Origin of the sequence: Acinetobacter sp. 16 (assembly GCF_033439925.1) — a bacterium.
Classification (GTDB): domain Bacteria; phylum Pseudomonadota; class Gammaproteobacteria; order Pseudomonadales; family Moraxellaceae; genus Acinetobacter; species Acinetobacter junii.
This window is the reverse complement of record NZ_CP137746.1, coordinates 3,053,700-3,066,685: the sequence shown is the minus strand read 5'-3', so window position 1 is coordinate 3,066,685 and position 12,986 is coordinate 3,053,700. Positions and strand designations below refer to the sequence as shown.

At 38.6% G+C, this 12,986-nt stretch carries 12 protein-coding genes and 2 pseudogenes; 9 read left to right on the top strand and 5 right to left on the bottom strand.

What is annotated here, in order from left to right:
* Positions 1-24: 24 nt before the first annotated feature.
* Positions 25-996: a triacylglycerol lipase gene (locus R2H34_RS14890; protein ID WP_318342322.1), complete on the bottom strand. Its 972-nt coding sequence runs from the start codon at positions 994-996 to the stop codon at positions 25-27.
* Positions 997-1,101: 105 nt separating this feature from the next.
* Positions 1,102-2,145, bottom strand: coding sequence for a lipase secretion chaperone (locus R2H34_RS14885; protein ID WP_136695013.1), 1,044 nt, complete (start codon positions 2,143-2,145; stop codon positions 1,102-1,104).
* A gap of 137 nt (positions 2,146-2,282) precedes the next feature.
* Here R2H34_RS14885 and truB point away from each other — a divergent pair, with 137 nt between their 5' ends.
* The 5 genes and pseudogenes from truB (at position 2,283) to R2H34_RS14860 (ending at position 5,841) form a co-directional block, all read left to right on the top strand.
* Positions 2,283-3,176 carry a tRNA pseudouridine(55) synthase TruB gene (gene truB / locus R2H34_RS14880; RefSeq protein WP_005403300.1) on the top strand — a complete coding sequence of 298 codons (894 nt, stop codon included), beginning with the start codon at positions 2,283-2,285 and terminating at the stop codon, positions 3,174-3,176.
* Positions 3,177-3,187: 11 nt separating this feature from the next.
* A pseudogene (locus R2H34_RS14875) lies at positions 3,188-3,844 on the top strand (sulfite exporter TauE/SafE family protein); the annotation flags it as partial.
* A gap of 75 nt (positions 3,845-3,919) precedes the next feature.
* A protein-coding gene (locus R2H34_RS14870) for an IS3 family transposase (RefSeq protein WP_115613877.1) occupies positions 3,920-5,064 on the top strand; the annotation gives its coding sequence in 2 pieces (ribosomal slippage) (positions 3,920-4,184 and positions 4,184-5,064; 1,146 coding nt in all).
* A gap of 60 nt (positions 5,065-5,124) precedes the next feature.
* Positions 5,125-5,244 (top strand): annotated as a pseudogene (locus R2H34_RS14865) (sulfite exporter TauE/SafE family protein); the annotation flags it as partial.
* Between the two features lie 150 nt (positions 5,245-5,394).
* A complete protein-coding gene (locus R2H34_RS14860) occupies positions 5,395-5,841 on the top strand; it encodes a hemerythrin domain-containing protein (protein WP_005403298.1) in 447 nt (148 codons plus the stop codon).
* Between the two features lie 31 nt (positions 5,842-5,872).
* Here R2H34_RS14860 and R2H34_RS14855 read toward each other — a convergent pair whose 3' ends face one another.
* The 3 genes from R2H34_RS14855 to serA form a co-directional block, all read right to left on the bottom strand.
* Positions 5,873-6,739, bottom strand: coding sequence for an EamA family transporter (locus R2H34_RS14855; protein ID WP_282896573.1), 867 nt, complete (start codon positions 6,737-6,739; stop codon positions 5,873-5,875).
* A 93-nt stretch (positions 6,740-6,832) separates the two neighbouring features.
* Positions 6,833-7,702: an EamA family transporter gene (locus tag R2H34_RS14850; protein WP_318342321.1), complete on the bottom strand. Its 870-nt coding sequence runs from the start codon at positions 7,700-7,702 to the stop codon at positions 6,833-6,835.
* Between the two features lie 105 nt (positions 7,703-7,807).
* Positions 7,808-9,040: a phosphoglycerate dehydrogenase gene (serA, locus tag R2H34_RS14845; RefSeq protein WP_004909533.1), complete on the bottom strand. Its 1,233-nt coding sequence runs from the start codon at positions 9,038-9,040 to the stop codon at positions 7,808-7,810.
* 356 nt (positions 9,041-9,396) lie between these two features.
* Here serA and R2H34_RS14840 point away from each other — a divergent pair, with 356 nt between their 5' ends.
* From R2H34_RS14840 to R2H34_RS14825, 4 genes are all read left to right on the top strand, one after another.
* Entirely contained in the window at positions 9,397-10,806 is a 1,410-nt protein-coding gene (locus R2H34_RS14840) for an FAD-binding oxidoreductase (RefSeq protein WP_005403295.1), read from the top strand.
* A gap of 55 nt (positions 10,807-10,861) precedes the next feature.
* Positions 10,862-11,746 (top strand): hypothetical protein, encoded by an 885-nt coding sequence (locus tag R2H34_RS14835; protein ID WP_004964514.1) that lies wholly within the window; start codon positions 10,862-10,864, stop codon positions 11,744-11,746.
* Between the two features lie 12 nt (positions 11,747-11,758).
* A complete protein-coding gene (locus R2H34_RS14830) occupies positions 11,759-11,926 on the top strand; it encodes a hypothetical protein (RefSeq protein ID WP_004964506.1) in 168 nt (55 codons plus the stop codon).
* 120 nt (positions 11,927-12,046) lie between these two features.
* Entirely contained in the window at positions 12,047-12,811 is a 765-nt protein-coding gene (locus R2H34_RS14825) for a DNA polymerase beta superfamily protein (RefSeq protein WP_026057394.1), read from the top strand.
* Positions 12,812-12,986: the final 175 nt, after the last annotated feature.

Below are 12,986 nucleotides of genomic sequence, written 5' to 3'. Positions count from 1 at the left end.
TTGGCGCATTTTTTTATGTCTGCTCTATAGTCCTTGTAATTTTAGTCGATTGGCATGTTGACGATAAATATCAATTGGATCAGGTGCAAACAGTGATTTCAAACCTAAAACCTGATTCACTTCATCTGCATGATTCCAAGGGAGATTATCTCTAATTGTACGTCCAAACTTAGCGCTACAACGGCTTACCATACCATCATTATCTCCTTTAATATCGACAATTAGGCTCGTACCTGCAAATAGAGGATCAAGTGGGTCAAGAATGTTTGTGACTGCTCGAGTCCCTGAGAATGAATACATATATATTCCTTTCTCTTGATAATTACCTTCGCCACATGTTGTAGTTGGTACGCCCATTGGGAATCGTGTATTGAATTGGGTTGAACCTTCTACCGAAATACTACGTCCAGCGGCTAAAGCATCGTGAGGATAGCTTTTTGGATCAAGTCCTTGTGACCATGTAATCGCTCCTGAGAAAAAGTTCACGACGGCAGAGCCAGCTGTACCTAAGATAGTACCATCTACATTCATAATTAAACTAGCGACAGGTGAACCCTTATGAGTGCCACTTACACTGGTTAATGATGCAACTTTATTTGGCATAATGCCAGCCACGTAACGGATCGTTGGACCGCCTTGGCTATGACCAATTAAATTAACTTTAGGTTGTCCAGTAATCGCAATAATTTCTTCAACTTGTTGCGCGAGTTGTTCACCACGAATTTCATTTGAGTTAAAAGGAGAAAGTCGTGTCGCCCAGACATTTGCACCATTACGAGCAAGGTCAGGAAGAATTTGATGCCAATAATCAACGCCTAATGGATCACTTCCTGCGCGTGAAAAACCTGCCACTCCATGTACAAAAACCATTGGGTATTTGGTTTTAGCATAAGTAGAGGAGGCCGTACCTGTAACTTGTGTTGCGTTTGATGCGTAGCTTGTTGATACGCCCATTGCTATCATGGATAGTGCAAGACAGCGGATTAGTTTTTGCATGATATTTCTCTCGATTTTTGTTTTCATCAGGGTCTTGATGTTCTTGCGAACTGACATTGCATCCTTGCTAAATCGCATTATTTCAATGTCTTGTATTACGTGTTCCTAGTTGCTAAAAGGTAAGGTGCCTCCTTGGTCATGAACCGTTTCAAATGTTTGTAGACGTTGCTGTTCCTGTGGAGACTGGAACTGTTGTTGTTTGAGCTGTTGAATGGCTTGATCCTTGGCTGAAGTGCTCATGTTGCTGTCCATAATGGTTTTACGTTCATCCAGATAGGATTGTACGCGTTGCTTCCAGTCAGAACGTTGTTGATCAAGCTGCTCTAAACGTTGGGTGGCTGCCTCTCCAACCAGATTGACCCGCATATCCCGAAGTTCCTGCGCTGAACCATTTCTGGCCTTGATTTGTGCAGTTAAGGAGTGCAAATCATCAAGTTTGGATAAATCCTTAAGATTGTCTTGCCAATCCTGAGGAAGTTGTTCAAAGCGTTGTTGTAATTGTTTCGCTTTTGCTCCAGCATCCAGTGCATTATTTTCTAAAATTTGCATACGGTCGAGCGTATATTGCTGATAAATATCCTCAGCGCCAAATAAGCCTTCTATTTCAGGCTTTGAAAAGAAACGTTGTTTTAAATCATGCATGGCATTAAAAACAGTCTGGAAATATTGATAGCTTTCCTGAGCAGGCTGTTGCACCTGTAATTTACTCAGCTCTTTGCGATAATCTACATAGCGTGACCACAAGGCTAAAATCTGCTGTTGCTCCGATGCCTGAAAACCCTTGGCAATATAGCGCTGAAAACTCTGACGGATTTCATCAATATTCCGTTCGCCATATTGGGAAATGAAATATTCAAAGCAGTTTCGGGTCAGCTCATTCACCACTAATTTTTGTGATGCATTAAACTGTAGTTTGCAGTTGATTTCAGTATCGAGCTGGCTTGTGCTGTTGAATGTTGCATCAAGTGCTTGTGCCTGCCCTAAATTTTCAGAATGTTCTGCTGAATTGGAGGTGCCGCTGGATTGAGCAGTTGATTTGAACCGTGACTGCTGATCTTGAGGATATAACCAATACAATACACTCAGCGTGACTGCTGAAATGATCAATAAGCTACATAATAATGCTATTTTTTTTCCATTTTTATTCATTAAGCATAATCCATTTGCTTTTAATTTCGGAAACTAATATAAATTTATCATAAGTGTTGTTTTTTTAAGCGTTTAATTTTTAAAAATCCGATGAATAGTTTTGATAAAATACCGTTTTATACTTTGACTTTTCATTTATGAAAAAAAGTTCTTATCGCCATTTAAGTGGTGTTTTTTTATTGAATAAACCACTTGGTTTGAGTTCAAATTCAGCACTTCAGAAAGTTCGCCGTCTGTTTAATGCACAAAAAGCGGGACACACAGGTGCTTTAGACCCATTGGCGACAGGTTTGCTTCCAATTTGTTTGGGGGAAGCGACCAAATTTTCACATTACTTGCTTGATTCTACAAAGCGTTATCAGACTACGGTAAAGTTGGGTGAAACAACTGCGACAGGTGATGTTGAAGGTGAAGTTTTACAGCAACGAGCAGTGCCGCAACTGACTGAAGAAACTATTGAGCAGGTATTAACAAAATTCCGTGGGGATATTCAGCAAGTTCCACCCATGTATTCAGCGCTAAAGCGAGAAGGTCGCCCTTTGTATGAACTTGCGCGTAAAGGAATTGAGATTGAGCGCGATGCACGTCCCGTTACGATTTATGAGCTACGATTAGTGAGTTTTACCGAAGATAGCTTAACTCTGGATGTGACTTGTTCAAAAGGAACTTATATCCGTGTGTTGGGGGCGGATATTGGTGAGGCTTTGGGCTGTGGCGGACATTTGACAAAATTACACCGTGTTCAAACAGGGCATTTTGAGATTAATCCAAACTATACCATTGAATATTTGGAAAGTTTGTCACTTGAACAACGGGATGCTTTATTGCTACCTGTCTATGCACCCGTTGAGCATTTCCCTCGTGTACAGCTTCCTGAGGGACGCGAGAAATATTTTGGTAATGGGCAAGAAAGTAATATTGATCACGAAGCGGCAGCGGAAGTGTTAGTGTTTAATGGTGATCGTTGTTTGGGCTTAGCTGAAATTACAGATAAAAAACGATTAGTGCCAAAACGTTTATTGAATTTATAAGGATATAACTCATGGAGTGGGAACTCATTCTGAGTTTAATCTTTTTTGCTTTTTGTGCTGGAACAATTGATGCAGCAGTAGGTGGCGGTGGACTTATACAAATCCCTGCCCTAATGGGGGCACTACCAAATACCTCACCTGCAACAATATTTGGTACCAATAAGCTTGCTTCAATTTGTGGTACAGCATCGGCGGCATTTTCTTTTGCTAGGCGGGTCAAATTAAACTGGAAACTTTTACTTGTGATTGCCATCTTTGCATTCATAAGTTCTTTCGCTGGAGCTGCTTGTGTCTCCATGATCCCCACTCATATTCTAAGACCTTTTGTATTGGTCATGCTGGTCGTGATTGCGATTTATACTTTTATGAAAAAGCAGTTTGGGCAAGTTCATGTGGATCAACGCATTACTCCTAAACTGCTGATCTTTGCAGCGGTCGGTAGTTTAGCAATTGGCTTTTATGATGGAATCTTTGGACCTGGAACAGGCAGCTTCTTTATTTTCTTTTTCATTCGATTTTTGCAAGTTGATTTCTTGCATGCTTCTGCACTATCCAAAATTGGCAATTTCATGACGAATCTGGCGGCATTAAGCTTCTTTATTCCAACAGGTCATGTGTTATTTGCATTGGGTTTAATGATGGCGCTAGCAAATATTGCTGGTTCATTAGAGGTGGATCAGGAAATTTGAACAACACTTATAAGTGATATTTTGCTCCCCAAATGATGTTATAAACATCAATATATGGAGTATTTTATGGCACGTAGACCAAGAAGAAATCATTCAAATGATTTTAAAGCTAAGGTAGCACTTGCTGCGATTAAAGCAGAAAAAACACTTGCTGAATTGAGTGCTGAATTTGATGTTCATCAAAACCAAATTATCGACTGGAAAAATCAATTAATTTCAGCTTCCTCGCAAGCTTTCGATCAATCAAAAGCTCCAACAGAACCACCCATCGATCTAAAAAAACTACATGCAAAAATTGGTGAGCAAGCATTAGAAATTGATTTTTTAGAAGGTGTGTTGAAGAAACTGGGCCGCTTCAACCACAAAAGTTAATCGACGACTCACTTCAGATTTCAGTATCTAAGCAAGCTAAGCTGCTGAAAGTCTCCCGTGGTTGTTATTATTATCGCCCAAAACCTGCGAGTGCATCAGATCTGAAGCTGATGCGGTGTATGGATGAATTACATATGCAATATCCTTTTGCAGGTAGCCGTATGATGCGTGATTTGTTGAATCGTCAAGGACATCATATAGGACGACGTCATACACGTACTTTAATGAAGAAAATGGGCATTAATGCGTTATATTGCAAACCAAATTTAAGCCAGGCTAATCAAGCTCACCGCAAATATCCATATCTGCTCAAAGGATTGGCTATTCAGCGCAGTAATCAAGTGTGGTCTACGGATATAACGTATATCCCTATGGCAAAAGGCTTTGTTTATTTATGTGCTGTGATTGATTGGCATAGCCGCAAGGTACTTGCGCATAGAGTATCGATTAGTATGGAGGTTACATTTTGCATAGAAACATTAAATGAAGCTATTGAAAAATATGGTCGACCTGAAATATTTAATACAGACCAAGGCAGTCAGTTTACCAGTGATGCATTTATTGATGTATTGAAATCAAATGGCATTCAAATCAGTATGGATGGTAAAGGTCGATGGGTTGATAATGTGATGGTTGAACGATTATGGCGGAGCGTTAAATATGAAGAGGTGTATCTCAAAGCCTACAGCAATGTTTTGGATGCGAAGAAGCAATTAAACGCATATTTTGAATTTTATAATTTGAAACGACCTCATTCGAGTCTGGACAAAATGACTCCAGATGAGTTTTACTATGACCAGCTACCACAACAAAATAAGGTAGCTTAACTAGAGCAGAGTATCACTTATAAATAAGCTTTTAGTTGTTCAAACATGTGGGACCACCTCTCATTGTTGGGTGTACGCCTTGCTTTAAAATATGGAAGCGGATTTATTCGGATATTGTTTTTAATTTTGGTGAGTATTTTGATTTGTCGATTGGGTTATCAAATGATAGTTACTGTTTGAACCAATAGATAAAGTTTCACAACAAAAACATACCTAAATAATGCTGTCTAAAAAATCAACACTTTCTAAGATGGATGTTTAGCCAAAAACCGCAGTAACAAGATGCTCACGATCTCGTACTGTGGTTGTTCGCCAATCTTAGAGGTAAAAATGAATATATTTGAAGCACTTCGAGAAAGCCATGAACAGCAACGTAATTTAGCGAATCAATTAATTACTACCAGTGGATCGAGTGAAGAGCGAAAAGAACTTTTTGATTTGCTCAAAAATGAATTATATGCTCACTCAGTTGCTGAAGATCGTTATTTGTATATTCCATTGATGTTTGATGATGTGGGTTTAGATATTACTCGGCATGCATTGGCTGAACATCATGAAATGGATGAATTGGTAGAAAAATTAGAAGAAACCGACATGAGTAATCCAAGTTGGTTAGCGACAGCAAAACAATTAAGTGAAAAGGTGCATCATCATTTAAAAGAAGAGGAACATAAGTTTTTCCAACAAGCAGGAAAAATTTTGGCAGATAGTGAAAAGGAAAAATTAGGTAAGAAATATCTAGCTGAATATAAAAAATATAAACGTTCAGATGCCTAATTTTTCGCTATTTTAATATTAAGGAGTGATCTTACTGTGGTTGTGATTTTTCACCACGTAAGGTCACTCCAATTGATGCGATCATGATACAAAGAAGAGCGATCCATTGAATCAAACTAATTTGCTCATGCAGTATTAAGAGTCCTGCTAATGCTGCCAAAGCAGGAGCAAGACTTGTTAGTGTCCCATAACTGAGTTTGCTTAAGCGTTTCAATGCCATCAAATCAAGCGCATAGGGAATGGCAGTGGCTAATACTGCAATCACTAGGGCTTTTCCCCAATATTGCGTGTCGATTAAGGCAAGCGTGTTGTTCCAAAGTCCGAATGGTAATAAGGTCAGTGCAGACAAACCAATCGCAATAGTAAGCGCATGCATCCCAATATTTTGCTGTACCACGCGATGCCCAAAATAAATATACAAGGCCCAAAAGAGTCCAGCACTTAAAGCGCAAGCAGCTCCAAAATAGGAGAAATTTTCCGAGTTCGCATCGTGCCAAGGAACCATTAATGCGATTCCTAAGATAGCAAAAACCACCCAAATATAATCACTGCGCTGTTTGATTGATAGTAATGCTAATCCTAAAGGACCAATGAATTCTAGACCTACAGCAATCCCTTGAGGCAGTTTGCCTAAAGATGTATAAAACAGAATATTCATACAACCTAAGGATGCACTATAAAGTAATAAATCACGCCATTTTAAATACTTTAGCTTAGATAATACTTTCCATGAGCGGAACATGATCGCAACCAAAATCGTTGCAAAACAGAGTCGTAGAATCGTGACAGTCAGTGGATCAAGTGTTGCAATAAGTTGTTTGGCAAATGAAGCGCTGATTTGATAAGACACCATGGAAAGAACCATGTACAGCACCGCGACCAACTGGATATTTTTCATGGAAGATCTACAAAAGCAAAGTAAAAAATACCTACAAGATAGGTGGTTTGATTATAAGATGAAGACAGTACATCGTGATGGAACGCTTTCATTTTATTTATTCACTTTTTGCTGTCGAGCATGTTGAGTGGTAAATGTACAACCGATCGATGCGATGATAATCGTGCCAAGCGCAAGCCATTGATTCCACAATAAAGTCTCACCCAGAAAAATAAATCCTGATAATGCAGCTACGGCAGGTTCAAGACTCATGAGTGTTCCAAAACTTAAAGGAGTTAGGCTTCTTAATGCGATCATTTCTAAAGTAAAGGGCAATGCACTTGCTAAGATTGCCAGTCCAATAAAATAGTAGATATTTGGCAATTCAATGACACGATCAAGCGCCCCTGAAAAGATGGCGAAAGGTAATAAACATAGCATGCCGATACTCATTCCCAAACAGACAGTATGATTGCCTGAAATGCCAGAAGGCTTCTGTCCCGCAATAATATAAAGTGCCCAACAGGCACCCGCACTGACAGCAAAAAAGACACCGACTAGATCCAATCCTTGCTGGGCTTGTTGTAGTGGGAAAAGTAGAATCAAGCCTAAAATGGCACATCCCACCCAAATGAAATCGTATTTTTGGCGAGCATGATAAAGTGCTACGCTCAAAGGTCCAATAAATTCAAAAGCAACAGCCAAGCCTAGAGGTAAGCGCTCCAGTGATAAATAAAAGAGGGCGTTCATTCCTGCTAGTGCCATACCGTAGCTGAGAATGGCTTTCCAACGAACAGCTTTAAAATTGATGGTCCAAATTTTAAAAATAATTGCCAAAATGATCGCACCAAAACATAGGCGCATTGCGGATACGGTCAATACTGGAAAAATTTGAAATAAAATTTTGGCTAAAGAACCGCTACCTTGTACACATAACATGGCGATCATTAAGAGGAGGAGAGCGTGCACAGGTGTTTTTAGCATTGGGACACTTATTATTAGAACAATTGGTTTAATATTCACATAATAATTCAATCACCAATAAAAAAGCCACAGCAAGTGCCGTGGCTTTTGAGTGAATTGTCTAAATTAGAACAATACACGTACTCGGATTGTACCTTCTACATTATGTAGAGTATCCAAAGCTTCTTGAGAAGCAGAAGCATCAACATCCATTACCAAGTAACCGATATCACCTTTAGTCATTAAAGATTGACCAGAGATATTGATTCCTTGTTCAGCGAACAATGTATTGATCTTAGACAATACACCAGGAACGTTTTTGTGGATGTGAAGTAAACGATGTTGACCATCAGAAAGTGGTAATGCGATTTCTGGGAAGTTCACCGCAGAAAGTGTCATACCTTTATCTGAATACGCAACGAATTTTTCAGCAACTTCTAAACCGATGTTTGCTTGCGCTTCCATCGTAGAACCACCCACGTGCGGTGTTAAAATCACGTTGTCTAAGCCGCGAAGTGGAGATTGGAATTCTTCACCATTTGCTTTTGGCTCTTTCGGGAATACGTCGACCGCTGCACCAGCAATGTGACCAGATTTAATCGCATCTGCCAAATCTTCAATGATGACACATGTACCACGTGCAGCATTGATGAAGATAGAACCAGGCTTCATTTTCGCAAATTGTTCTTTCTTGAAGAAGTTACGCGTAGAAGGAACATCAGGAACGTGTAAAGAAACCACATCAGCAGTTTCTAAAAGCTCATCCAAAGAACCGACTTGGCGTGCATTACCTAACGGTAATTTAGTTACCGCATCATAATAGCAAACTTTCATACCTAAGCTTTCAGCTAAAACTGAAAGTTGAGAGCCGATAGAACCGTAACCTACGATACCTAATGTTTTACCACGAGTTTCGTATGAACCAACAGCCGACTTGTTCCAACCACCTGCGTGCGTATCTTTTGATTTTTCAGGTACACGACGAAGTAATAAAATTGCTTCAGCAAGAACCAATTCTGCTACAGAACGCGTATTCGAATACGGTGCGTTGAAAACAGGAATACCACGAGACATTGCTGCTTTTAAATCAACTTGATTTGTACCAATACAGAAACAACCTACCGCAATCAATTTATTCGCTGCTTCAAAGATTTCTTCAGTCAATTGAGTACGCGAACGAATACCAATAAAGTGCGCATCTTTGATCGCTTCTTTCAAAGCTTCGCCTTCAAGCGCAGTTTTGTGGTAATCGATGTTGGTATAACCCGCAGCGTTTAATGTATCGATGGCATTTTGATGCACACCTTCAAGCAAAAGGAAACGGATTTTGTCTTTAGGTAGTGATAGATGTTGGCTCATTACGGCTCCGCTACAAAGGCCAAAATTTAGTTGCGGTATCATAGCATAGAGCTTTGTGTTATAGATATTTCGTTTAAAATTAGCTCAGCATAATTGTTGAGATTTTTTCAGTTTCGAATGAATTTTAGTTCATATACACATTTTGTTATGACGAGATGTTTATCCTGTGCTTTATCCCTCGCTTGCTTACATGTAAAATAAAGGAATACGAAGCTCGAACTCGTTGTGTAGACAGTTTGATAGTTCGCTAGCGTTTCTATATTTTGGATGTTTTGAATCCTTTGTTTTCAAGCCCTTGAAATACATTCAGGATCATCCAGAAGTCCTATATCTCTTTCTTACTAGGCCTGAAAACGATGAATGCTCCAGTCGCTTTAACACCCGAGTTATTGACCCTCTTAACGGCAATCGTGGGTGAAAACCGTATTAAAACTGATGCCGATAGCTTGGAAAATTGGGGACGAGATCATACTAAGCACTTTGATCCGAACCCATCAGTCATCGTTTTTCCATCAAGCACTGAACAAGTTCAAGAGATTGTAAAACTGGCGAACCGTTTTAAAGTGGCAATCACGCCATCAGGTGGTCGTACCGGTTTATCTGCTGGTGCGGTAGCGAACAATGGCGAGATCGTGATTAGCTTTGACAAGATGAATCAAATCTTGGAATTCTTGCCAGCGGATCGTATGGTTCGTGTTCAAGCAGGTGTTGTGACTGAGCAATTGCAAAATTATGCCGAACAACAAGGCATGTATTACCCAGTTGATTTTGCATCGACAGGTTCTAGTCAAATTGGTGGAAATATCGGAACCAATGCAGGCGGTATTAAAGTTATCAAATACGGCATGACACGTAACTGGGTGCTTGGTTTAACGGTTGTTACGGGTAAAGGTGACATTTTACGTTTAAACAAAGGCATGATTAAAAATGCGACAGGTTATGCCTTGCAGCATTTGTTCATCGGTGGTGAAGGTACATTAGGTTTAGTGACAGAAGCTGAAATTAAGCTTGAACGTCAACCACAAAACTTACAAGTAATGGTATTGGGTACGCCTGACTTTGAAGCGGTGATGCCTGTATTACATGCTTTCCAAAAAGAAATCGACTTAACCGCATTCGAATTCTTTGGTGAAGTGGCAATGCAAAAAGTGTTGGATCGTGGTCATGTACAACGTCCATTTGAAACAACTTGCCCATTCTATGTATTACTTGAATTTGAAGCGCCGTATGAGCCGATTATGGACAAAGCAATGCAGATTTTTGAGCATTGTATGGAACAAGGTTGGGTGATTGATGGCGTAATGAGCCAAAGCTTAGAACAAGCACAGAGTTTATGGCGTTTACGTGAAGATATTTCGGAATCGATTGCACCGTATATTCCTTATAAGAATGATATTTCAGTGTTAATTTCGCATGTCCCTGCGTTTATCTCAGAAATTGATGCGATCGTTTCACAAAACTATCCAGACTTTGAAATCTGCTGGTTCGGTCATATTGGTGACGGTAACTTGCACTTAAATATTTTAAAACCTGAAAACTTAACTAAAGACGAATTCTTTGCGAAGTGTCAGGTGGTGAATAAATATGTGTTTGAGACTGTGAAAAAATATGATGGTTCGATCTCTGCCGAACATGGTGTGGGAATGACTAAAAAGCCATATTTAGAATATTCACGTTCACCTGAAGAAATTGAATATATGAAAGCATTAAAATTGGCATTTGATCCGAATGGGATTATGAACCCAGGGAAATTATTTGATCTTTAATGCTTGAAATTTAGAAATTATTGTCGTAAAAAGCATCCGAAGAGGATGCTTTTTTATGAATTTAAAAAAAATACTAAAAACGCCATGGCTTAGTTCTACAGCAGTTATATTGACAGGTCTGTATTATGGGACGCTAGATATTTGGGGGGATGATTGGAAATGGATCTCGGAACATTCTAATATACATGCTTGTATTTATTCTATTTTAATGTTTTTAACTATAGTTTGTGTTATTGCTAAATGCTGCCTTGAGTATATTGATGATAAAGAAGAAGCAAGATTAGAGGCGATAAAACAAGATCGTGAAATGTTATTGAAAGAATTTTTATCTTTTATTAAAAATGTTGTTCATGCGAAGAGAACCCGTTTTTATGATCGCGTCACTAGACTCCAACTCAATAAAAAAATTAATTTTTTTGATGAAATCACTCATCCAAAAGATCAATTAAGATATATCATGGATCAAGTTGTCCATTTTATGAAGTTTTATGGTGTGCCAAGATCAAACATTGAAATGACTATAATAGGGGCAAATGATTGTAATAACTGGAAATATGAAGTTGAGTTAGATAGACAAAAAAACTATACAGATGCAAATATAATTATGAGTTCTACATCTTTAGCTAGAGTTGCTTTAGATAAAGGTGAAAGTATTTTTCTGAGTGATTTAAATGAAGGGATTCGTCAAAATATCTTTTCAACATCAGTTAGATCTGATAGTGTCAATAATGTAGGCTCAATCTATTGTAAGCCTGTTACAATAAAAATTCAGGGAAAAACTTACAAATATGTTTTTACTTTAGTATCATACGGAACCTATTTTTGCTCACCAAACGATCAAAATGAGGCAAACGAATTTGCAACATTATTGGATGAAATTGGTGATAGAGTGGAGTTAGAACTGTATTTACTAGCTATGAAACAGCACAAAAACAGTTGAAAGGGGAAATTTATGGAACCTAAGAAAATGAGAGTTATTGTTTCAACAGTACCATCGAATTCAAGTGAAACTTCTTCTAAAGTAGCGAAAGGTCATAAGCATGTCAGTTTCTTGGCGGGCTTTTTTCTTTCAGAAAGTAAGCGAGAAAAGAGTAACACTAAAGCAGGGCAGTGTGCTTAGTTTATATAACAGATATATTTTAAGAGAGCTTCTATGGCTCTCTTTTTTTATATTTTTTATGATATATTTCAATATCAAAACATGAAAGATCTAATGCTAAAATTAAAAGAAACTCTAACAATGAACATCCATCACGAAATTGAAAAACTCTTTCAACAGCGCCAAGACATTCCATTATTTTATATCGAAAGTGGCAGCCGTTTATGGGGCATGGCAAGTCCTGACAGTGACTATGATGTACGCGGTTTTCATTTACCGAGTAAAGAGCAATATTTTGATTATAAAAAGTACCGTGATCTAATCGAAATCATGGACGGTGATTTTGATTTCGTTTCTTATGATCTCGACAAAATGTTTGGCTTATTGGCAAAAAGTAACCCAACGGTTTTGGAATGGGTCAGAGCGCATGTTGTTTATTTTAATGCTTTTCCAGAATGGCAAAGCTTTCGCGATGGATTGCTTGAGCGAATCGACTATAGTGCGCTATATCACCACTACTTATCGCTGGCGAAAGGCGGTATGAAAGTGATGCAAACTGCGGATAATTTTACTTATAAGAAAGTATTTTATTCGATTCGTGGTTTGATGTCGGCAGAGTTAGCAACTCAAGAAGTCATGCCTGAATTATTGATTACCGATTTATTTGCACAAGTCTCTGAGCATGATCCATTACGTCATTGGGCAGAAGATTATTTGGAAATTAAAAAACAGAAGAAAGAAAAAGCCCAACTTCCTGAAGCGGAACAAGCCGCTATTCTGAATTTACTTGAAACTAAGATTGAGCAGTTGGCTGCTAAAGAGATGCAAAAAGCTGATCGTCGAGAGGGCTTAGAATGTTATTTAACAGAATATAGCCGACATTTGAAGCAGTATTATTATCAGTAAAATCATTTGCTTATATTTTTCTTTGTCTTGACGGAGTCGTATTGTGTTCTCATTCATATTCAAGATTAGCCTTCGGCTGGAGTTACTTTGGTTTTGCCCAAAGTAACCAAAGGCATTGTCATCTGCAAAACCTGTTCACTTCTTGTATTAATTAAAATTTATCGCAGAAACAGTA

Coding starts and splice junctions, on each gene's coding strand:
- R2H34_RS14850 (WP_318342321.1), bottom strand. CDS start 7,702: ATGCTAAAAACACCTGTGCACGCTCTCCTCCTCTTAATGATCGCCATG.
- R2H34_RS14860 (WP_005403298.1), top strand. CDS start 5,395: ATGAATATATTTGAAGCACTTCGAGAAAGCCATGAACAGCAACGTAAT.
- R2H34_RS14885 (WP_136695013.1), bottom strand. CDS start 2,145: ATGAATAAAAATGGAAAAAAAATAGCATTATTATGTAGCTTATTGATC.
- R2H34_RS14835 (WP_004964514.1), top strand. CDS start 10,862: ATGAATTTAAAAAAAATACTAAAAACGCCATGGCTTAGTTCTACAGCA.
- truB (WP_005403300.1), top strand. CDS start 2,283: ATGAAAAAAAGTTCTTATCGCCATTTAAGTGGTGTTTTTTTATTGAAT.
- R2H34_RS14855 (WP_282896573.1), bottom strand. CDS start 6,739: ATGAAAAATATCCAGTTGGTCGCGGTGCTGTACATGGTTCTTTCCATG.
- R2H34_RS14890 (WP_318342322.1), bottom strand. CDS start 996: ATGCAAAAACTAATCCGCTGTCTTGCACTATCCATGATAGCAATGGGC.
- serA (WP_004909533.1), bottom strand. CDS start 9,040: ATGAGCCAACATCTATCACTACCTAAAGACAAAATCCGTTTCCTTTTG.
- R2H34_RS14840 (WP_005403295.1), top strand. CDS start 9,397: ATGAATGCTCCAGTCGCTTTAACACCCGAGTTATTGACCCTCTTAACG.
- R2H34_RS14830 (WP_004964506.1), top strand. CDS start 11,759: ATGGAACCTAAGAAAATGAGAGTTATTGTTTCAACAGTACCATCGAAT.
- R2H34_RS14825 (WP_026057394.1), top strand. CDS start 12,047: ATGAACATCCATCACGAAATTGAAAAACTCTTTCAACAGCGCCAAGAC.